Source organism: Brevundimonas sp. (assembly GCF_965278935.1).
Lineage (GTDB): Bacteria > Pseudomonadota > Alphaproteobacteria > Caulobacterales > Caulobacteraceae > Brevundimonas.
In genome coordinates this window covers 1,436,059-1,454,174 of the sequence record NZ_OZ257124.1, presented here as the reverse complement: position 1 = coordinate 1,454,174, position 18,116 = coordinate 1,436,059, and the positions used below count along the sequence as shown (strand labels likewise).

17 protein-coding genes are annotated in these 18,116 nt (G+C 67.4%); 12 read left to right on the top strand and 5 right to left on the bottom strand.

Annotation, left to right across the window (positions count from 1 at the left end; all coding sequences use genetic code 11):
• Window positions 1–53: 53 nt before the first annotated feature.
• Together ACQY68_RS07190 and ACQY68_RS07185 are read left to right on the top strand one after the other, a co-directional pair.
• On the top strand, window positions 54–689 hold the full coding sequence (locus ACQY68_RS07190) for a TetR/AcrR family transcriptional regulator (RefSeq protein WP_428152362.1): 636 nt from the start codon (window positions 54–56) through the stop codon (window positions 687–689).
• On the top strand, window positions 686–1,822 hold the full coding sequence (locus ACQY68_RS07185; RefSeq protein ID WP_428152361.1) for a zinc-binding dehydrogenase: 1,137 nt from the start codon (window positions 686–688) through the stop codon (window positions 1,820–1,822). Before ACQY68_RS07190 ends, ACQY68_RS07185 begins: the two co-directional genes overlap by 4 nt.
• Window positions 1,823–1,873: 51 nt before the next feature.
• Here the strand turns inward: ACQY68_RS07185 and ACQY68_RS07180 are convergent, their stop codons facing one another.
• From ACQY68_RS07180 to ACQY68_RS07170, 3 genes are all read right to left on the bottom strand, one after another.
• The gene (locus ACQY68_RS07180) at window positions 1,874–2,473 is read right to left on the bottom strand and encodes a methyltransferase domain-containing protein (RefSeq protein WP_428152360.1); all 600 of its coding nucleotides are present in this window, start codon (window positions 2,471–2,473) and stop codon (window positions 1,874–1,876) included.
• A gap of 129 nt (window positions 2,474–2,602) precedes the next feature.
• Window positions 2,603–3,838, bottom strand: a complete 1,236-nt coding sequence (locus ACQY68_RS07175; protein ID WP_428152359.1) for a glycosyltransferase family 4 protein — start codon at window positions 3,836–3,838, stop codon at window positions 2,603–2,605.
• Window positions 3,839–3,840: 2 nt separating this feature from the next.
• A complete protein-coding gene (locus ACQY68_RS07170) occupies window positions 3,841–4,791 on the bottom strand; it encodes a glucosamine inositolphosphorylceramide transferase family protein (protein WP_428152358.1) in 951 nt (316 codons plus the stop codon).
• A 311-nt stretch (window positions 4,792–5,102) separates the two neighbouring features.
• Between ACQY68_RS07170 and ACQY68_RS07165 the strand changes: the two genes are divergently transcribed.
• The 9 genes from ACQY68_RS07165 to ACQY68_RS07125 all read left to right on the top strand — a co-directional run bounded on the left by ACQY68_RS07165 (window position 5,103) and on the right by ACQY68_RS07125 (window position 14,740).
• Complete coding sequence (locus ACQY68_RS07165) at window positions 5,103–5,627, top strand: RNA polymerase sigma factor (RefSeq protein WP_428152357.1); 525 nt, start codon at window positions 5,103–5,105, stop codon at window positions 5,625–5,627.
• Between the two features lie 109 nt (window positions 5,628–5,736).
• The gene (locus tag ACQY68_RS07160; RefSeq protein ID WP_428152356.1) at window positions 5,737–6,720 is read left to right on the top strand and encodes a FecR family protein; all 984 of its coding nucleotides are present in this window, start codon (window positions 5,737–5,739) and stop codon (window positions 6,718–6,720) included.
• Entirely contained in the window at window positions 6,707–9,172 is a 2,466-nt protein-coding gene (locus tag ACQY68_RS07155; protein ID WP_428152355.1) for a TonB-dependent receptor domain-containing protein, read from the top strand. The genes ACQY68_RS07160 and ACQY68_RS07155 overlap by 14 nt, the downstream gene beginning before the upstream one ends.
• A gap of 168 nt (window positions 9,173–9,340) precedes the next feature.
• The gene (locus ACQY68_RS07150) at window positions 9,341–10,549 is read left to right on the top strand and encodes a class I SAM-dependent methyltransferase (protein ID WP_428152354.1); all 1,209 of its coding nucleotides are present in this window, start codon (window positions 9,341–9,343) and stop codon (window positions 10,547–10,549) included.
• A gap of 65 nt (window positions 10,550–10,614) precedes the next feature.
• Window positions 10,615–11,973, top strand: a complete 1,359-nt coding sequence (locus ACQY68_RS07145; RefSeq protein ID WP_428152353.1) for an NAD(P)/FAD-dependent oxidoreductase — start codon at window positions 10,615–10,617, stop codon at window positions 11,971–11,973.
• Window positions 11,973–12,785, top strand: coding sequence for a DUF1365 domain-containing protein (locus tag ACQY68_RS07140; protein WP_428152352.1), 813 nt, complete (start codon window positions 11,973–11,975; stop codon window positions 12,783–12,785). Before ACQY68_RS07145 ends, ACQY68_RS07140 begins: the two co-directional genes overlap by 1 nt.
• The gene (locus ACQY68_RS07135; protein WP_428152351.1) at window positions 12,778–13,293 is read left to right on the top strand and encodes a lipocalin family protein; all 516 of its coding nucleotides are present in this window, start codon (window positions 12,778–12,780) and stop codon (window positions 13,291–13,293) included. The genes ACQY68_RS07140 and ACQY68_RS07135 overlap by 8 nt, the downstream gene beginning before the upstream one ends.
• Window positions 13,294–13,311: 18 nt before the next feature.
• Window positions 13,312–14,334, top strand: a complete 1,023-nt coding sequence (locus ACQY68_RS07130) for an SAM-dependent methyltransferase (protein ID WP_428152350.1) — start codon at window positions 13,312–13,314, stop codon at window positions 14,332–14,334.
• Between the two features lie 4 nt (window positions 14,335–14,338).
• A complete protein-coding gene (locus ACQY68_RS07125; protein ID WP_428152349.1) occupies window positions 14,339–14,740 on the top strand; it encodes a DUF2177 family protein in 402 nt (133 codons plus the stop codon).
• A 30-nt stretch (window positions 14,741–14,770) separates the two neighbouring features.
• Here the strand turns inward: ACQY68_RS07125 and ACQY68_RS07120 are convergent, their stop codons facing one another.
• Window positions 14,771–15,256 carry a hypothetical protein gene (locus ACQY68_RS07120; protein WP_428152348.1) on the bottom strand — a complete coding sequence of 162 codons (486 nt, stop codon included), beginning with the start codon at window positions 15,254–15,256 and terminating at the stop codon, window positions 14,771–14,773.
• 109 nt (window positions 15,257–15,365) lie between these two features.
• Here ACQY68_RS07120 and ACQY68_RS07115 point away from each other — a divergent pair, with 109 nt between their 5' ends.
• Window positions 15,366–16,928: a hypothetical protein gene (locus ACQY68_RS07115; protein ID WP_428152347.1), complete on the top strand. Its 1,563-nt coding sequence runs from the start codon at window positions 15,366–15,368 to the stop codon at window positions 16,926–16,928.
• 41 nt (window positions 16,929–16,969) lie between these two features.
• Here ACQY68_RS07115 and ACQY68_RS07110 read toward each other — a convergent pair whose 3' ends face one another.
• Window positions 16,970–18,115 carry an acyl-CoA dehydrogenase family protein gene (locus tag ACQY68_RS07110; RefSeq protein WP_428152346.1) on the bottom strand — a complete coding sequence of 382 codons (1,146 nt, stop codon included), beginning with the start codon at window positions 18,113–18,115 and terminating at the stop codon, window positions 16,970–16,972.
• Window position 18,116: the final 1 nt, after the last annotated feature.

The window sequence follows — 18,116 nt, the reverse complement described above, 5'->3', positions numbered from 1 at the left end:
GGAAACATCGTTGCTTGCGGTAACAGTGTTGCCATGCGCATGCTGACGACGCAATGCCAGAGGTCGACGTCAGCCTGTCCCGCAGCTCCGCCCGGTCCGAAATCCGGGCCGGGGTGATCGACGCCGCCGCCCGCATCCTGGCCGAGGAAGGCCTCGCCGCCCTGACGGTCCGGCGCGTCGCCGACCGCGTCAACGCCTCGACCAAGGTCGTCTACACCCTGTTCGGCGGCAAGGAAGGCCTGCTTGAGGCCGTCTATCTCGGCGCTTTCGACCGTCTCAGCGCGGAGATGGTCGGGCCCGCCGCACGCTCCGATCCGCGCGAACGCGTTCTGGCTTCGGCCCGCACCTACCGTCTGTTCGCCCTGGCCCATCCCGACCTGTACTCGGTGATGTTCGGTGAAGCGGCGGTCGGCTTCCAGCCTTCTCTGGAGGCGCGCCGACACGGCTGGGCCACCTTCAAGGCGATGCGGACCAGCCTCGTCGAGTGCCGTCCCTCGATGACGGAGCGGGACGCCGACTTCGCCATGCGCGCGGTCTGGGCAGCCATGCACGGCGTCGTCAGTCTGGAGTTGCGCGAGATTCTCGGCCCGGCCGAGATGTCAGACGCCCTCCTGATCACCAGCGTGTCCGCCATCTGCGCCCGCTTCGACATCGATCTTCCCGAACCTCCAACGAAGAAGACACCATGACCGTATCCCCCGTCTTTCCCCTCTCCGGCCTCGAGCTGCGGTCGCTGATCACCGCAGACGGCCGGCTGGAGCTCTCGCTTGAGCCGGTCGAGATCGAGGCTCCCGGCCCGGGCGAGGTCGTGATCAAGGTCGAGGCCACGCCGATCAATCCGTCGGATCTCGGCCTGCTCATCGGCCCGGGCGACCTCTCCAGCGCCATCGAGGGCGGCTCGGACGACCGCCCCACCCTGACCGCCCCCGTCCCGGCCGAACGGCTGGCCGGCGTCGCCGCCCGACTGGACCAGTCCCTGGCCGTGGGCGGCGAAGGCGCCGGTCTGGTGATCGCGGCCGGCGAAGGCGCGGAACACCTTCTGGGTCGCCGTGTCTCCGCCGCCGTGGGCGGCATGTATGCCGAGTATCGCCGTCTGAAGGTCCGCGAGGCGCTTCCCCTGCCCGAAGGCCTGACATCGCTACAGGGCGCCGCCGCCTTCGTGAATCCCCTGACGGCCCTGGGCATGGTCGAGACCCTGCGCCGCGAAAATCATACGGCCCTGGTCCACACCGCCGCGGCCTCCAACCTGGGCCAGATGCTCAACCGCCTGTGCCTGAAGGACGGCATCCCCCTGGTCAGCATCGTGCGCAGCCCGGCACAGGCCGAACTCCTGCGATCGCAGGGCGCGACCCACGTCTGCGACAGCACCGCCCCCGACTTCATGGCCCGACTGACCGACGCCATTCACGCGACGGGCGCCACCCTCGCTTTCGACGCCATCGGCGGCGGGCGTCTGGCCGGCCAGATCCTCATCGCCATGGAGGCGGCCATCAACCGCGAGGGCGGCGAGTACAGCCGCTACGGATCGAACCGCCACAAGCAGGTCTATATCTACGGCGGCCTAGACATGAGCTCGACCGAGCTGCCGCGCGCCATCGGCTTTGCATGGAGCATCGGCGGCTGGCTGCTGCCGCCCTTCCTCGCCCGCATCGGCCCCGAGGCCGCGCAAGGCTTGCGCAACCGCGCGATCGCCGAACTGGCCACCACCTTCGCCAGTCACTTCAGCGACCGGATTTCACTCGCCCAGGCGCTGCGCCTGTCGCACGTGAAGACCTACGCCCAAAGGGCGACCGGGCAAAAGTTCGTCATCACCAGCGAGTGAGCCCCGCGGGTCGGCCGGCCCTTGGCGCTCGCGTGAGATCCCGTTGATCGCTCAGGAGGAAAGGGGCCTCCGGACGAGAGAATCGTAGACGTGAGTCGTCTCGGCGAACGTCACTCTGGACGGCTGACCCGCGAAAGGTTCTGGCGAAAACCAAGGCTCGGCGAACCCTGCGGCGATAGGGTCCTCGATCTTGTCGACGTTCCAGCCCAGCAGAAGCCGCCCGCCCGGCCGGAGAATATGCGCCAGGGCCTCGAGCGCCCGTCTTTGCTGTTCCGGGGCGTCGACGCCGAAGCCCAGAACGCCATTGCAGACGATGGCGTCGAACACCTTGTCCGCGAAGATGGCGTGGGCGGCGCAGACGTCGCCCGTGCGATGCCGTCCGGCCCGCCCCCAGCGCTCGGCGCCGGGATCGATATCGCTGGTCCAGGTCTCGCCTCCGCCCGCCTCCAGGCGTTCGTAGTCGCCGGCGGTGTAGGCGCGACACCCGACCCACAGAATGGAGCCGCCTTCCGCGGCGAGGGCCGGGATATAGACGTCCGCCAGCATCTTGCGATCCGGCAGGGCGAGAATCTTGCTGGACCGCCGGATCTGGAGCGCTCGCTTGCCGGCGTCGCCGCCGAAAATTCCGGCCAGGAAAGTGCGTAGGCCCACTGAACGTCCTCGTCGTCTTCCGTCGTCTGACCCGCGTCGACGACTCGCTTGTCAATTGAATGCGGGGCGACGGGACATGTTGTCCAGCCGCCCCGCGGTGACCGCCGCCGTGAGACAACGGCGATCGATCTATCGGTCGCTCAGGGACGACCGAGAGAACCCTGCGTTTGTTCGCATTTCGTCTGCGAACTGTGACCGCGCCGTCGCCCAGGGCGAACCCGACGCAATCCATCGCGACCCACGGGAGAACAGGTCGGCCACGGTATTCCGGCGCGCTGGAAGCGAGGGCGTCCGACGCCTCATCAACCGCTCCCTGAGGTCGTCCAGCTGGGCGGATCGGGCCACAGGCGAGTGGGTCGCCGCGACGAAGGCCTGTCCCGAGCGGGCCAGATCCAGACGCCCCGCCGGATTCGTGATCAGCTCCGTCAGCGCCTCGACCAGGGCCGGCGCCTGCGGGTCCTCGACGTAGACGGCGTGAGAGCCGCTGGCCTCACGCAGGCCGCCTCGACCGGAAGAGATCAACGCCGCCCCCGCTGCGTGCGCCTCGAGCGCGGAAAGACCCAGGGCTTCCGCCACAAAGGACGGCGTGACCGCGATGGCGGCGCGACGCGTGACCGCCTTCACCTGCGCCAGCGACGCGGACTTGCCGATCACGACGCGGCTTCCGAACCGTTCCAGCGGCTGCAGACGAGGTTGCGCCCACCCTTCGTGGCGATCCCAGTCGCCGAGCATCAGCGCCGCCTTCCAGGTGGGGAAACGGTCGAGCACGACCTCGAGCGCCAGGCACAGAGGCTCAAGCCCCTTCTCCGCCATCGCCCGGCCCGAGAAGACGATCAGTTCGTCGCGCTGGGTCGGGTCGCCCGCCCAGGCTTTCGCATCAATGGGGTTGCAGATCGCGGACGCCCTGTCGGCGAAACGCGGATAGTCGGTCACGAACTCGGTCCGCGCCGCTTCGCTGACGAAGATCAGCTGGTCGAATACCGCCAGTCGCGCCTCGTAGCGCATTCGACCGATCGCGCCGCGGGGCGGTTTGATGCGGGTATGCCGGTAGAGGACGTGGACCCGGCCCGGCAGCCGCCGCGCCAGGGCCGCCGAGGATTCCAGCTGCTGGTGGTACTCGACATAGATCGGGTCGAGCGCCTCGATCGCGCGAGCGACCGCGTCGGCCCGCTTCGACTTGCTCAACCCTTCGGGCACGGTCACCAGATCGGGCAGCACGGGATCAGGCGCTCCGCCATCGCAGATGACCCGCGTGACGCCTTTCAGACGGCTGGACGCCAGCATCGCGCCGGCGACGGTCTCCATGGAATTCAATTTGGCGCGGCTCATCTGTGAGCCGCGAGGCATGACGACAGCGACCCGCATCCTCAGGCGCCTCGACCGGCGAACGCCACGTCAGGGCGGGCTGTCGTACGCCGCCTGACCTTCGGACCGTTCAGGCCCAACAGGCGGCGCACCTTGTACTGGGTGCGGATCCAGCCTTCCGCCGCCGACCGCTGAACGGTCTTCACGTCGATGAACGTCACGTCCCCATGACCCGACAGGGTGTGGAAGCCGTCCGCAAAGCCCGGCAGCAGGTCGCCGGCCTCGAAACGTTCGACGACGGCGGCCTCGAAGGCCTCGGGCGTCAGGGTATCGATCCGCAGCAGGTTGATCGCCGCGCCATAGGTTTCCGCACAATCCTGGACCGGCAGATGCAGGACTCCGTCGATCTCGAACGCCGTCCCGCCGGGGCGCGACGCCCGAAATCCGGTTCGCACCGGATTGGCGGCATGCGGCGTCCACGGACCAGCGAGCGTTTCCGCCCAGGTCACGTGCAACTCGCGCATCGCCTGATCCGCGGGGCCGGGCACGGCATGGAACATCCACCATTTCGAACCGTGGCGGACGACGGTCGCATCGATGGCCGGAATGTCGAGCAGACGGTCCGCGGGCTCCCACAGATCGGGAAACCGGACGCAACGGTACAGGGTCAGGCTCCCGCTCTTGTAGGCCTCGGGCAGCATGTAGAGCTCGCCGCCATCCTCGATCAGCGACGGATAGGAGAGGTGGAACGGCGCGGAGAGAGCGACGCCTTCGCCCACCAGGACATCGGCCTCGTCATACTGGAAATAACGGATTTCCCCGCGGCGGCTACGATAGTCGAAATGCTCGGCGAAGACGGTCAGCAGGCCGTCGCGAACGATGCCGAACGGATCGGCCACGTAGGCGAACGGGCCCTGATCCGGCAGCCAGGTCACGTCGCCCGACGCGACGCCCGTCGCCCGCACGCTGGACAGCGAGCGTCTGACGAAACCGGACCGCCAAATATCGTACATTCGTGCCCCACACCGGCCGCCGAAAAGCGGTCTCGGAAAGGAAGACGGCGCCGGCCCGTCGGCGCCTCAAAGGAAAATGCGTCGAGGGCTTCAGCGCAGTTTCGGCAGGCCGGCGAGCCAGCCCGGATAGGCGGATTTCAGCGGGGGTGTCTTCATGACAAGGCCGTCTATTCGTTCGGCCCTCACGACAGCCACGGAAGAGGGACGGCGCCCGAGGCCGCTTGCCTCATCAAATTCAGGGCTGCATTAGGTTTCGGACGGGATCGGTGACGGCCCGCCTGGATCGATTGCATACGGAGGATATCGAGGCTTTGACCGCGTCGCCCGCGTCCTCGCTGTTGACGGCCTATCTGGAGCAGCGTGAAGCCATGCGCCGCTTCTTCCAGGCGCGGCTGGGGCCTGCCGCCGACGTGGAGGACCTGCTGCAGGACCTCTATCTCAAGGCGGCGACCGTGGACGCCGCGACCGAGGTGCGCGAACCCCGGGCCTATCTGTACCGGCTGGCCTCCAATTTGATGATGGACCGCTGGCGCTCGGGACGGCGATCCGCGGTTCGCGATACGGCCTGGCGCGACGTCACCCGCACCGCCGGCCCGACCGAAGATATCGACGATGCGCCGTCGGCCGAGGCTGTCGTCGCCGGCCGCGAACGTCTCGCCGCGTTGATGGAGGGGCTCACGCACCTGCCCCCCAGAACCCAGGCGGTCTTCCGGCTGCACAAGTTCGACGGACTGAGCTACGCCGAGGTCGCGGAGAATCTCAAGGTTTCCCGGAGCACGGTGGAGAAGCACATGATGGACGCTCTCCGCCACCTGACGGCCAAGGTTCGACAATGATCCACCGGACGATTCAAAAAATCGGCGTTTCGTCTGGAGGCGCTGGCTTATCGGCGCCGTCAAAGGGTCAGGCGCCCAGATCAGTGACGCGAAATTGGCTCAACGCTCGATGACGACGACCCTTTTGCATGATCAGGCGCTGGACTGGTTCGTCCGCCTGAGCGATCCGGACGCTCCCGAAACGGCGTGGATTGATTTCCAGACGTGGCTGGAGGCCTCTCCCGCCAACGGCCACGCCTACGACCTGATCGAACAGGTCTGGGTCGCGCTGGACGAGGAGACGCCCGCCGGCGAGACCGAGGCTCCGCCCCTCGTGGCCAACGACGCCTGGCCGGAGCCCCGCGCACGACGCGACGGTCATGGCAAGCGTCCGGGCCGCGTGTGGCTGCCTTCGCTGGCCATGGCGGCGGCGGCGCTCATGGTCGTCGGGCTCTGGCCGGAAATCTCCGGCACGGGCCGGTTCCAGACCTTCAGCACCGCAGACGCCTCCCGGGAATTGGTTCTTTCGGACGGCTCCCGCCTGACGATGAACCGCCACTCCGACCTGCGCGTCCGGATCGGAAAACATGATCGCGAGGTCGCTCTGACCGGCGGCGAGGTCGCCTTCGACGTGACCCACGATGCCGCGCGTCCCTTCACGGTCGCCGCGGGAGATCACGAAGTCCGCGTTCTGGGGACCGCCTTCAACGTGCTCAGCCATAACGGCGAGTTCTCCGTCGGCGTGCGACGCGGCCTCGTCGCGGTCTCCGGAAACGGGATCCCCGAGACGGTCCGGCTGGCTGTGGGCCAACGGATTGACCAGACTGGCGAGGCGGCTCCCGTCGTCGTGCGCGTGGATCCCGACCAGACCTCGGCCTGGCAACAGGGCGTTCTGGTCTATCGCAATACCGATCTCGACTCTGTCGCCGATGATCTGTCGCGTTATCTCGACAAACCGGTTAAAGTGGAGGCCTCCGCTGGAGCGCTGAAATTCACCGGTGCGCTTCGTATAGGCGATGAAGCTACGATGTTGAGACAGTTGCAGGAATTCGTTCCGATCAGAGTGACTGAGACGGCTGGCGGGCTTCACATGGAAGCGCGTGACGGCAGGTAGCCGTGCCTGTCGCCGTTGGGCGACCCCTTGGGCGATCCTGACACTGCTTCTTGCTGCAGGGCTGAATGGCCTTATCGACTCTCCGGCCCTGGCCCAGACGCGTGGGGCCGAGACCTTCAATCTGAACATGCCGGGCCAGCGAATGGACGAAGCACTGCTCGCCCTCGCGCTGCAGACCCGTCATTCGCTTGGAGGCGATATCCGCGCCTGCCGGGGATCCGCTCCGGCGCTCCGGGGGCGGATGTCGCTGAACGCGGCGTTGAACCGACTGCTGAGCGGATCAGGCTGCGCCTATGCGGTGCGCGGGGACGGCGCCATCCTGATCCGACGCGCGCCGCCGCCTTCGCCGCCACGACGCCCTACCCCGCCCGTCGCGACGCCCGTCGTTGAAGAGAGCGAGATCGCGACGCAGTTGAGCGACATCGTCGTCACGGTCGAACGTCGCGCTGAAACGCCCGAGGAGGTCGCGACCGCCCTGACTGCGATCGCAGGAACCCGGTTCGAGAGCGACGGCGTGAACGACATGACGGGAGTCGCCTCGCTGACGGCCGGGATGACGGTCACCAATCTCGGGTCCGGCCGAAACAAGATCCTGCTGCGTGGAATGTCGGACGGCGCCTTCACCGGCCTGACCCAGTCCACGGTGGCCCTGTATCTCAACCAGATCCCGATCACATACAGCGCCCCGGATCCGGACCTGAAACTCGTGGACATCGACCGGGTCGAGGTGCTCCGCGGTCCCCAGGGGACCCTCTACGGCACCGGTTCGATCGGCGGGGTCATCCGCACGATGACGCGCCAGCCCGACTTCAGCGGCTTCTATGGCGACATCTCGCTTACGCGGTCGGAAACCCGCTCGGGCGGCCCCAACAGCGACTATTCGGCCATGGTGAACCTGCCGCTGCTGGACGGTCGCGTCGCGCTCCGGGCCGTCGCCTACGAGGAGGCGTTCGACGGCTATATCAACGACGTCGGGCTTAATCTGCCGCGCGTGAACCAGGGCTCGCGAAGGGGCGGCAGGCTGGCCCTGACTGTACCGATGTCTGAGAACTGGAACCTCGGCGTCGGCGGGCTCCATCAGTCGATCGATACGGAGGACACCCACTATGTGATCCGGGGTCTGGGTCGTTTCCGCCGCGCCAATCTGGTGCGGGAGCCGCACCGGAACGAATTCGACACCGCCTACGCGACCGTCGACGGGCATGGTGATTGGGGCCGGTTCGAGGGCTCGATCGGCTATGTTCGACACGACTTCCAGAGCCGCTACGACGCCTCCACCGCTCTGTTGCAGTTCGGATCGCGAGGCCTCATCGGCGCTCTGGACGAGGGCAAGGAGATCGAGCTCCTGACGACCGAAATGTCGCTGGCCTCGCCAGGCACGGGACGGTTCCGCTGGCTGGCCGGCGCCTTCCTGTCCACCAGCGACATGCGCACGGACACGCTCGTCTCCTCCCTGCTCCCCGTGGTGGCGAAGGCCTACGACGAGCAGCGGTCGGATCAACTGGACGAAGGCGCGCTCTTCGGCGAGATCACCTATGACGCGACACCCCGGCTGACCCTCACCGCGGGCGTGCGGTACTACGACGCCCGATACAGGGTCGCGTCCCGGGTCACCCAGGGGTCGGTGGTGCGACCGTTCAGCGGGTCGGGCGGAACCAGCGGATTCTCGCCCAAGCTGGCCGCGGCTTGGCGTTGGACCGACGACTGGAACCTCTACGCCGAGGTCACGCAGGGCCACCGGGCAGGCGGGTTCAACACCGCCGGCCCCGCAGGTCAGCGATTCACGCAGGCGGTCGGCCTGCCCGGGCGCGAGTATATTCCCGATACCTTGTGGAACTTCGAGACGGGCGCAAAGGGCTTCCTGTGGAATGAGCGGATGCGCGTTCGCGTCGCCGTATTCGCGACGCACTGGAACAACATCCAGAGCGACCAATTCCTGCCCAGCGGTCTGACCTATGCGGTGAATGTCGGGGACGGCGCCAACAAGGGCCTCGAAATCGAGACGACCTGGCGACCGACCGCCGGCCTGGAGATCCACACGAACGCCCTGTTCGCCGACCCGGAGATCACCCGGCCGAGCCCCTCGTTCAACTCGCGTGGCGACGCCGGCCTGCCCGGGGTGCCCGCCATCTCCGCCAACCTTCTCGCCTCCTACCATCGCCCCCTGCCGTGGGGGCTCAGTCTCGAAGCGGATGGAAATCTCGCCTACGTCGGCCCTTCGCATCTGACCTTCGACGCCGAGCGCCGCTCCCGCATGGGCGGCTACACGACGGGTCGCATCTCGTTGGGAGTTCAGGCCGCGAACTGGTCGGCGACCGCGTTCGTGGACAATCCCTTCGACACGGAGGCGAATACGTTTTCGTTCGGAGACCCGTTCCGCCTGCCGGAAGGTCTGGCGAGTACGCCTCTGCGGCCCCGGACCATTGGCCTGACCTTGAGCTGGAGTCCTTAGGTCGTTGATCTGACCGCCAGCCTGCACGCCCGGCAGCTTCTGTCGCATCCGACCCACCCGCGCCCGCGTAACTCGGAGCGTTCAGCCAAGGGCGGCGTGATGAGATCCACCGCACGCCCCGCGTGACATGGTATCGTCGCGGCCTTCGGCGATCGAATGGGATAGATGATGACCGACACTCCAGGCGTGATCGAGACCGCTTCGTACGGCGAGGGCCGGCCGCCCTGGGCAGGTCCCTTGATGGGAGCGCTGTCCTCGGTCTGGCGGGTCGGCCGTCTGGTGATCGTCGATCCGGCGGGCCGGACGCTTGAGGTCGGCCCCGCCTCCCCGCAGACGGTCGTCTGGCGCATCCGGAACTGGCGGGCCTTTTCGCGGATGGTCCGGCGTGGGGATATCGGTTTCGCCGAAGGCTATGTCGCCGGGGACTGGGACACGCCCGACCTTCCCGCCCTGCTCCTCGCCTTCGCCGACAACTACGATCACCTGGGGCGTCTCGTGGGCGGAAACCCCGTGGCGCGCGCGATCGACGCGGTCCGCCATGCCTTCTCGTCCAACACCCGCAAGGGTTCGCGCCGGAACATCGTCGCGCACTACGATCTCGGCAACGACTTCTACGCCCAGTGGCTGGACCGGGGGATGACCTATTCCTCCGCCCTGTTCGCCGCGCCGGACCAGACGCTGGAAGCCGCCCAGCACGCCAAGTACGCGGCCTTGGCCGACGCCGCCGATATCCGGCCGGGCCACTCGGTGCTCGAGATCGGGTGCGGCTGGGGCGGGTTCGCCGAGTATCTGGCCAGCGAGCGCGGGGTTCGCGTCACCGCCATCACCCTGTCGCCGTCCCAGAAGGCTTTCGCCGACCAGCGCATCGCCCGGGCCGGGCTCGCCGACCAGGTCTCGATCCAGTTGATCGACTACCGCGACGTTCAGGGATCCTTCGACCGCATCGTTTCGGTCGAGATGTTCGAGGCGGTGGGCGAGGCCTACTGGCCGACCTTCTTCGAAACCGTTCGCGCCCGGCTCACGCCCGGAGGCCGCGCGGGCCTGCAGATCATCACCATCCGCGACGACCTTCTGGCCACCTATCGTCGACGGCCCGACTTCATCCAGATGTACGTCTTCCCCGGCGGCATGCTGCCGTCCGAACCCCGTCTGGCGAAAGCGACTGAGGCGGCCGGGCTGGAGGGACAGGTGGTTCGCCGCTTCGGCGCCGACTACGCGGAGACGCTTCGCCGCTGGCGGATCGCCTTTGACACCGGCTCCGCCGCTGGCAAGGATGAGCGGTTCCGTCACCTCTGGCGGTACTACCTGGCCTACTGCGAGGCCGGGTTCCGCTCGGGCCGTACGGACGTCGTCCACATGACCCTCTCCCGCGACTGATCGGCATCCGGTGAGCGCCTGCGAGCGTAGCTGCTGATGTCCAAAGCTTGACGACAGGCAGCCCCATGTTCGACCGCACACTCGACGAAACGACCGGCACGAAGCGGCGCATCGCCGTGGTCGGCGCGGGCATCTCGGGTCTGTCGGCCGCCTGGCTGCTGTCACGCCGCCACGAGGTCGTGCTGTTCGAGGCCGAAGACCGGTTGGGCGGCCACTCCTGCACGGTCGAGGCGCTGTCACCTGATGGTCCCGTCGCGGTGGATACCGGCTTCATCGTCTACAACGAGCCGAACTATCCGAATTTCACCGCCCTGCTCGACTGCCTCGGCGTCGAGAGCAAGGCGGCGCATATGTCGTTCGCCGTTTCGATGAATGCAGGCGGCTTCGAATACTCCAGCCACGGCGCGCGCGGCCTGTTCGCCCAGAAGCGCAACCTGGCCAGCCCCCGCTTCTGGCGCATGCTCATGGACCTGAAGCGGTTCCACCGCACCGCCGCCGGCGACTTGGCCGAACTGGATCGGTCGCTGTGCTCGCTGGGCCGCTACCTCGACGATCGCAAGTACGGCGAGGGCTTCCGCGATCTGCACCTGCTGCCCCAGGCGGCCGCCATCTGGTCGTCGACGCCGCGCCAGATGGCCGACTATCCCGCCGCCGCCTTCATCCGCTTCTACCGCAACCACCGCCTGCTCGAGGTCGACATGGAACCGACCTGGCGCACGGTCGCGGGTGGCAGCATCCGCTATGTCGAGGCGCTCGGCGCCGACTTCCGGGGACAGATCCGGCTGAACACGCCGGTGTCCCGGATCGATCGTGGCCCCGACGGCGCGACCCTCCACACCCGCCATGGCGCGGAGCGGTTCGACGCTGTCGTCCTCGCCGTCCACTCCGATCAGGCCCTGGCCCTGCTGGCCGAACCGAGCTCTGACGAACAGCGCCTGCTCAAACCCATGGCCTACGGCCGCAACCGCGTCGTCCTGCACCGTGATCGCAGCTTCATGCCGCGTCGCCGCAGCGCCTGGGCCGCGTGGAACTATGTCGGCGCCGGTCGCGCCGATGCGGACGGCGCCGCCAGCGTCACCTACTGGATGAACCTGTTGCAGGGTCTCTCCGGGCCGGAACTGTTCGTCACCCTGAACCCCGAACGCGAGCCCGATCCGTCGCTCGTGCTCGCCGACCGCGACTTCGACCACCCCATCTTCAACGCCGCGGCGATGGAGGCCCAGCGCGGCCTCGGCGCGCTTCAGGGGCGGAACGACACCTGGTTCTGCGGGGCCTGGTTCGGGTCCGGCTTCCACGAAGACGGGCTGCAGGCCGGCCTCGCTGTGGCCGAAGACATCGGCGGCGTCCGCAGACCCTGGAGCGTGGAGAACGAGAGCGCCCGCATCCCCCTGCCCGTCCCCGCAGTCGAGACCCTGGCGGCCTGATGAGCACGGGGCTGCGATCCGGGATCTACACAGGGCCGGTGTTCCACCGCCGCCTGCGCCCCCGCGTCCACGCCCTGCGCTACCGCTTGTTCATGCTGCTGGTCGATCTCGACGAGTGGGACGATCTGGTCGGCCGCCTGCGCTGGCTCGGAGCGGGTCGGTTCGGCCTGATGACAATGCGTCAGAGCGACCACGGCGACGGTTCCGAAACCCCTCTGAAGGTGCAGATCGAACAGCGCATGCGCGACGCCGGCCTCGCGACCGGCGGCCGGGTCCAGTTGCTGACCCTGCCCCGCATCCTCGGCTACGGCTTCAATCCGCTCAGCGTCTACTACTGCCACGCGCAGGACGGCCGGCTCAGCGCCATCCTCTACGAAGTGTCCAACACCTTCGGCGGCCGCCATTCCTATCTGATGCCGGTCGGCGCCGCATCTGGGCCGGTGCGTCAGGCGGTCGGCAAGGCCTTCCACGTCTCGCCCTTCATGGACATGGACCTGACCTACCGGTTCGAGGTCGATCCGCCCGAGGGCGTCGAGGCGGAGGCGACCCGCGTCTCCATCACGGTCGACGACGCCGATGGCCCGATGCTGCTGACCGGCTTCTCGGGCCTGCGCTCCGAGATGACCGACGCCAACCTGCGTCGCGCCTGGCTGGGCCATCCCCTGCTGACGCTGAAAGTCATCGCCGGCATCCACTGGGAGGCGGTCCGTCTCCTGCTGAAGGGTCTGCGTCTGCGCGGCGGGGTCACGCCCGCCCATCCCGTCACGGTCGGGGGACCGTCAGAAACCTCCACCGGAGTTCACCATGCCTAGATACGCCCTGCCGCTCGCGGCCGCCCTCATGCTGATGATCGCCACGGCCGCATCCGCCCAGGCGCCCGAACCCCGACGCACGATCGACCTCGACCGCTTCATGGGGCGCTGGCACGAGATCCTGCGCACCCCGAACGACCACCAGAGCGACTGCTGGGCCGCCAGCCAGGTCTGGAGCCGTCGCGCGCCGAACGACTTCGCGATCAGCCAGACCTGCCACCGCGGCGCCCGCGACGGTCGTGTCACGACGATCAACACGCGCGCCCGCGTCACCGACACCACGACCAACGCCAAGTTCGAGGCCAGCTTCTTCGCCGGCCTGATCCGCCAGCGTTACTGGGTCATCGACGTGGCGCCCGACTACAGCTGGATGATCGCCACCACGGCCGACGGCCAGTTCCCCGCCCTGCTCTCGCGCAGCGCGACCATGAGCGCGGCCGAACAGACCCGGCTGCGCGCCCGGATGGCCGAACTCGGCCTGCCGACCCGCCAGTTGATCCAGCGCTGAACCTGAAAGACCACACCCATGAGTCTCCTTGCCCAACGCGTGAACAAGCTTCAGGACGTGCCTTTCCCCGACTTCATCACCCGTCCGGCCATCGCCCTTCTGGTCGCGACCGCGCGCAAGACCTACGCCTCCGCGCCGGAAGATGAGGCCGGGTTCGCCCGCGAGATGGCCGAGCGGCCTGTCGCCGAACACACGGACGCCGCCAACCAGCAGCACTACGAACTGCCCGCGCGGTTCTTCCAGCTGTGCCTCGGCGCGCACCGGAAATACTCGAGCTGCTTCTACGAGACGCCGGACGCCTCGCTCGACGCCGCCGAGGCCTCGGCCTTGCGGATCACCTGCGAGCATGCGGACCTCCACGACGGCCAGGCGATCCTGGAGCTCGGCTGCGGCTGGGGCTCGCTTTCGCTATGGATGGCCGAGCACTATCCGGCCTCGACCATCACGGCCGTCTCCAACTCCCGCAGCCAGAAGGCCTTCATCGACGCCCAAGCGGCCGCACGCGGCCTGACCAACCTGACCATCATCACCGCCGACATGAACGTCTTCGATATCGACCGGACCTTCGATCGCATCGTCTCGGTCGAGATGTTCGAGCATATGGCCAACTGGCGCGCCCTGCTGACCCGCGCACGCACTTGGCTGAAGCCGGACGGCCGTATGTTCCTGCACGTCTTCAGCCACATCGACGCCCCCTATCGGTTCGAGGTCTCGGACGACGCCGACTTCATCGCCCAGCATTTCTTCACCGGCGGCGTCATGCCCAGTCACAACCTGATCCGCCAGTACGGCGACCTGTTTGAGGTCGAGCAGGACTGGCGCTGGAGCGGAACCCACTACCAGCGCACGGCCGACGACTGGCTCGACAATTTCGACGACAATGTCGACGAGATCCGGGGCCTGATGAAGGAAGTCTACGGCGCCGATCACGCCCTGTGGATGCGCCGCTGGCGCCGGTTCTTCATGGCCACGGCCGGCCTGTTCGGCGACAGCGACGGAACGGTCTGGGGCGTCAGCCACTATCGCCTGAAGGGAGCCTGAACCTATGCGTTACCTCGCCGCCTTCGGGATTTCCGCCGTCACCATGCTGGCGCTCGACGTCGTCTGGCTCACCCTCATGGGCGACCGACTTTATCGTCCCGTGCTAGGCGACTGGATGAGGAAATCCTTCAGCTGGCCGCCCGCCGTCGCCTTCTACCTGCTGTTCCTGTTCGGCGTGACCTTCCTGGCGACGATCCCGGCGCTCCAGCAGGGCTCATGGCAGCGCGCGGCGACCAACGGCGCCGTCTTCGGCCTGGTCGCCTATGCGACCTACGACCTGACCAACCAGGCGACCCTGACCCGCTGGTCGATGACGATCACCCTGGCCGACATGGCCTGGGGCACATTCCTCGCGACCACCGCGGCGCTGGCCGGCTATTTCGGATCGCGCTGGATCGCGCGCTGAGGTTAGCTGGACAGGGACGCGCTTGCGGCGTCAACGCGGGTCGATCACCCGCTCGACCGTCAACTGACCCCGATTGTTGGAATACATCGGCCACAGGTCGTTGGCGTACATATAGACCCGGCCCGAGGTGACCGGGACGAAGGGCCGGTCGGCGCGAACCGGGGCGCAATGCCTCGTGCGTTCGACGCAGGCGATCAGCGCGAACCAGCGAGCCCCGGGATATCTGCGAAGCCAGGCCACCGGAGCGAAGAGGGGTTTGGCATAGCCTTCGAACGTCGCCTCCTCACCCGCGTCGTACCATGTCCCCGAAATCCGGAAGTGAACCGGCTCCCCGGCGGTGACATCGACCCCCGTGTCATTCCAACGCTCACGCGCGCAGATGACAGCGCCGCCGCATTCGGGAACCGGCTGTCCCTGCGTGGCTGCGGGAGCCCCGGAAGCAACGAGCGCCAACCCCACGGCGAGGGCCGCCGGAGCCAGGCGGGCTGTGGTCGCCAGACCTGTCTTCATGAGCATCAGGCTTTCCCTCCACCCCCGACGCTTTGGCTTTCATGACCTGCGGAAGTGCTGGCAACTCGTGGTTGCGATTTGATTGACGTTCACAAGTAACAGTGTTCAGCTGTTCATGGAAAGCACGGTTATCCGCCGCCCCGGCCGCAGTTCGGCTGCGCGGCGCAGCGACCACTCCTTCCATGGCTCGGGGAAAGATCACTTGGTATCCATACTGCACACGCGCGACGGCCGGTTCGTCGACAACGGCGTCGAACTCGCGGCCGTGCTCGAACGGCTCGACGCCGACCCCACTCCTCGCCTCCTTCTTCATGTCCATGGCGGGCTGGTGTCTTATCCGAAGGCATTGGAAATCGCAGACCGCCTCGACGGGATGGTTCCGGGAAAGGCGAACTACACGCCTCTCAAAAACGCCGGCTGGCAGACCTCGTATCTGGCCTGGGAGAGCTCCGTCGCCGAGAGCATCGGCAACAACCATGATGAGTTGAGCCGCAACCCGCTGCTCGTCCGATACATCCTCCGCCTCGCCGCCTGGATCGAAAGGCGTGGTTGGGAGACTCTGGCAGTCGAGGAAGAGGATCTGGCTGCAGTCCGCCGCCGTCTGGACGAGCCGCCGCCTCCAGCGGGCGCACTCTACATCGCCATCGGCCCAGACGCCTCGAAGGTTGAAGAGGCCGAAGCGCTGGACACAGACCAGTTGCTGGACACCGATCTGGGCCGGCAGATTCTGAACGACCCCGGAATCGAGCGCTTCCATACAGAGATTGTCGGCGAACCGGGCAAGGTGGCTCCCGGGCGCGACATTGATCCAGAGGTTCTTGCCCGCATCGCTGCGCGGTCCGCACATCCTTCGCCGCTGCTGCCGAACAGTCGCGGCAGCTCGGCGGCCGATTTCGTGCTCGTCCCGTTGCTCGTTCTGGCGGGCCTTCGCGCCATCAAGCGGCTGGTGACCGACCGGGATCACGGCGTCTATTGCACCCTTGTCGAGGAGATCGCCCGGGTGGCGTTCGTCGCGAAATGCGGTGCGTCCGACTGGGCGATGATGAAACAGGACACCCTCGACCATTTCGATCACGGCGCTGGGGGTAACCTGCTGCTCGAGGGCCTGACGGCGCTGGCCCGGACCAGACCCGTCCGGGTTCTCCTCGTCGGCCACAGCGCGGGCGCCGTCTTCGGCTGTCATTTCGCCGAGCAAGCGTCCGCCTTGCCCGGGAATGTCACGGTCGACTACGCCTTCCTGAATCCGGCGGTTCGCATCGACCAGATGGCGTCATCGCTCGTCCAGAAGCCCAGGCGACTCGACAATATCCGGGTTTTCACCATGACGGACGAGCGCGAGAAAAAGGATGATCTCGACGGCAATCTGTTCGGCAAGATCTACCCTCGATCCCTGCTCTACCTGATTTCGGGCGTGCTTGAGTTTCTGCCCGACAGCGGTCGCACCTACCCGGACGCGCCCATCTCGGGACTTCAACGCCACCTTCGACGTCAGGCGACGCTGACCAGGACTGAACGCGCAGCGCGCGACGCCCTGCTCGGCCTGATCGAGCCGCAGATCGTCTATGCCGGCGTTGATGGAGGCGACGGCCGCCGGTGCGACGCAACCACGCATGGATCCATCGACGAGGACAGGCAGACCATCGAAAGCATCATTCACCTGGGGCTGACCGGATACTAGGCGACCGCCGACCGCGCCTGTGAGCTTCACGTTTCCGGAGGTCACGCAGCCAAGGCGATGAACCGGCGCAGGTGCTGTTCGACGCCGCCCAGCTGGATTTCGATCGCCGACGCCCGCCGGAAATAGTGGCTCAGCGCCAGTTCGTCGGTGACCCCGATCCCGCCGTGGGTCTGCACCGCGTTCTGCCCGACGAACCTCAGCGCCTTCGACACCCCGACCTTGGCCGCGGACACGGCCCGGCCCCGGTCGGCCGCCGGCTCGCCCAGCTTCAGCGTCGCCATATAGGTCAGGGAGATCGCCAGTTCGACGGCCATGAACATGTCGGCGAGCCGGTGCTGAAGCACCTGGAACTCCCCGATCGGCCGCCCGAACTGCTTGCGCTGCTTGACGTACTCCAGCGTCTGCCCGTGCAGTTCGCGCAGCACCCCGACCGCCTCGGCGCACAGGGCCGCCACCGCCTCGTCCGTGACCGGAGCGATCAACACATCGAACGCCTCACCCTCGACGCCGAGCAGAGCATCGGCCGGCAGAACCAGCCCCTCCAGCACCACCTCGCCCGCATGCCGGTCGTCGATGGTCGGATAGCCCCGCACCGACAGCCCGCTGTCCCTGTGTGCGGCGACGTCGATCAGGAACAGGCTCAACCCCGCCGGATCGGTCGCCCCGCCGGAGGTCCGCGCGCTGACGATCAGATGAGTGGCCCAGGGCGCGGCCGAGACCACCGCCTTGGCGCCCGACAGGACCCAGCCGTCCCCGCTGCGCTCCGCCGTCGTCGCGACCGACAACGGGGCATGCCGCCCCTGCGGCTCCCCATGCCCGAAAGCGACCACCGCCGTTCCCTCGACGATGCCTTGCAACACCGCGTCCGCCCGCTCGCCCCCGACCCGCTTCAGCAGACCGACGCCGACCACGGCCGTCTCCATCAGCGGCTCGACCACCAACGCCTTGCCCGCCGCCTCCATCAGGATCATCGCCTCGACCGGCCCGCCGTTCAGGCCGCCGACGGCCTCGGGCGCCAGCGCGCCGAGGATGCCCAGCTCGTGCGCGAAGCCCGACCAGACCTCGGCGCTCCAGCCCGCTTCGGAGCCAACGATCGTCTTGCGCGCCTCGAATCCGTAGTTCGCCGCCAGATAGCCCGACAGGGAATCCGCCAGCATCGACTGCTCTTCGCCCAGATCGAAATTCATC

Excerpts from the sequence above, each read along its gene's own strand:
- ACQY68_RS07160 (WP_428152356.1), top strand. The coding sequence starts at position 5,737 with ATGACGACGACCCTTTTGCATGATCAGGCGCTGGACTGGTTCGTCCGC.
- ACQY68_RS07125 (WP_428152349.1), top strand. The coding sequence starts at position 14,339 with ATGCGTTACCTCGCCGCCTTCGGGATTTCCGCCGTCACCATGCTGGCG.
- ACQY68_RS07190 (WP_428152362.1), top strand. The coding sequence starts at position 54 with ATGCCAGAGGTCGACGTCAGCCTGTCCCGCAGCTCCGCCCGGTCCGAA.
- ACQY68_RS07110 (WP_428152346.1), bottom strand. The coding sequence starts at position 18,115 with ATGAATTTCGATCTGGGCGAAGAGCAGTCGATGCTGGCGGATTCCCTG.
- ACQY68_RS07175 (WP_428152359.1), bottom strand. The coding sequence starts at position 3,838 with ATGCGGGTCGCTGTCGTCATGCCTCGCGGCTCACAGATGAGCCGCGCC.
- ACQY68_RS07145 (WP_428152353.1), top strand. The coding sequence starts at position 10,615 with ATGTTCGACCGCACACTCGACGAAACGACCGGCACGAAGCGGCGCATC.
- ACQY68_RS07130 (WP_428152350.1), top strand. The coding sequence starts at position 13,312 with ATGAGTCTCCTTGCCCAACGCGTGAACAAGCTTCAGGACGTGCCTTTC.
- ACQY68_RS07150 (WP_428152354.1), top strand. The coding sequence starts at position 9,341 with ATGACCGACACTCCAGGCGTGATCGAGACCGCTTCGTACGGCGAGGGC.
- ACQY68_RS07120 (WP_428152348.1), bottom strand. The coding sequence starts at position 15,256 with ATGCTCATGAAGACAGGTCTGGCGACCACAGCCCGCCTGGCTCCGGCG.
- ACQY68_RS07140 (WP_428152352.1), top strand. The coding sequence starts at position 11,973 with ATGAGCACGGGGCTGCGATCCGGGATCTACACAGGGCCGGTGTTCCAC.
- ACQY68_RS07135 (WP_428152351.1), top strand. The coding sequence starts at position 12,778 with ATGCCTAGATACGCCCTGCCGCTCGCGGCCGCCCTCATGCTGATGATC.
- ACQY68_RS07115 (WP_428152347.1), top strand. The coding sequence starts at position 15,366 with ATGGAAAGCACGGTTATCCGCCGCCCCGGCCGCAGTTCGGCTGCGCGG.
- ACQY68_RS07170 (WP_428152358.1), bottom strand. The coding sequence starts at position 4,791 with ATGTACGATATTTGGCGGTCCGGTTTCGTCAGACGCTCGCTGTCCAGC.
- ACQY68_RS07185 (WP_428152361.1), top strand. The coding sequence starts at position 686 with ATGACCGTATCCCCCGTCTTTCCCCTCTCCGGCCTCGAGCTGCGGTCG.